The sequence below is a fragment of the Pseudomonas sp. HMSC063H08 genome, assembly GCF_001813645.1.
In the GTDB taxonomy this organism is placed as follows: domain Bacteria; phylum Pseudomonadota; class Gammaproteobacteria; order Pseudomonadales; family Pseudomonadaceae; genus Pseudomonas; species Pseudomonas aeruginosa.
Genome location: NZ_KV813592.1, coordinates 1 through 923, shown reverse-complemented (window position 1 = coordinate 923; position 923 = coordinate 1). Strand labels below are relative to the sequence as shown.

The 923-nt window shown below is 59.9% G+C and carries 2 protein-coding genes; both read right to left on the bottom strand.

Translation table 11 applies throughout. From position 1 onward, the window contains the following. A partial coding sequence (locus tag HMPREF2924_RS27145; RefSeq protein WP_256567984.1) for an STY4528 family pathogenicity island replication protein occupies window positions 1-504 on the bottom strand: 504 nt, incomplete at its 3' end. A 2-nt stretch (window positions 505-506) separates the two neighbouring features. Continuing rightward, the coding region (locus HMPREF2924_RS27140) for an STY4526/YPO1902 family pathogenicity island replication protein (RefSeq protein WP_134507170.1) at window positions 507-923 on the bottom strand (417 nt) is incomplete at its 5' end.

Genomic DNA, 923 nt, shown 5'->3' with positions numbered 1-923 from the left:
GGTGGACTGGCTCAGCAACTGCATGTAGTCGGGGTCCAGCTCCAGGGCTTCTGCCGGGGATACCGGTTCGTCGTGGAGGATGTAGACGTTGCCCTGTACTTGCCCGTTGAGGTCGTTGCGCAGGCGACGGCCGAGACTGAGCCAGCGTGTCAACCGAAGGACCTTGAGTGCCTTGGCGATGGTTTCGCGCGAGGCGATCTTACCCGGCTGCATGCCGAGATAAGGGCGTAGTTGCTCGTATGTAGGGAACGCGGTCAGTCCGTCGTCGTTGATGAGCAAGCGGAACACTTGCCAGCAGTTCCGCTCCAGCGGGGTGAGGCGTTTATCCAGCAGCAGGCGCCGAGGAACGGTTTCATGCGGGTTACCGCTGAAAATGATGCCGGAATATTGTTGAGCCAGCGGTTCGCCGCTCTCGGCATCAAGCCGCTTCTTAAACAAGTGGGCCTCGAGATGTCCCGAGGCCGAGTCCAGCAGAGTCGAAATGGGAAAGCGCGACAGCCTCATTGTCATGGTGTCGTATCGCCTTCGGACTGAACCAGGTTGAGGAGTTGCTGCTGCGCAGACTCAATCTCCAAGCGGGGGCTCTGTGGCGGGTGAGCCGTAGGCGAGGGGAGGTGAGCGCTGACGTTGGCCAGGTAAAGGGTGGCGGGCTTGGCCTGCTCTTTCCTGTTTGGTTGGTAGAGGCTGTCTTTCAACCAGCTCTGGATGAGAGACCAAACGATGGCGAGGCTGATGAACTCTGGACTGTCTTGTTCGACTCCGGCGTTGACTTCCTCGGTGAGGATCATCGCGATGTCCAGCAACTCCATGCTGTCCTCGAGGCGGACCTGGTTTTCCTGCATCAGGTGCTCCCAGCGGAACCAAATCTGGCGTTCGGTCTGTTCGTCAAGTTGCCGCCAGCGACCGCGGCGCGGGTGGATCTC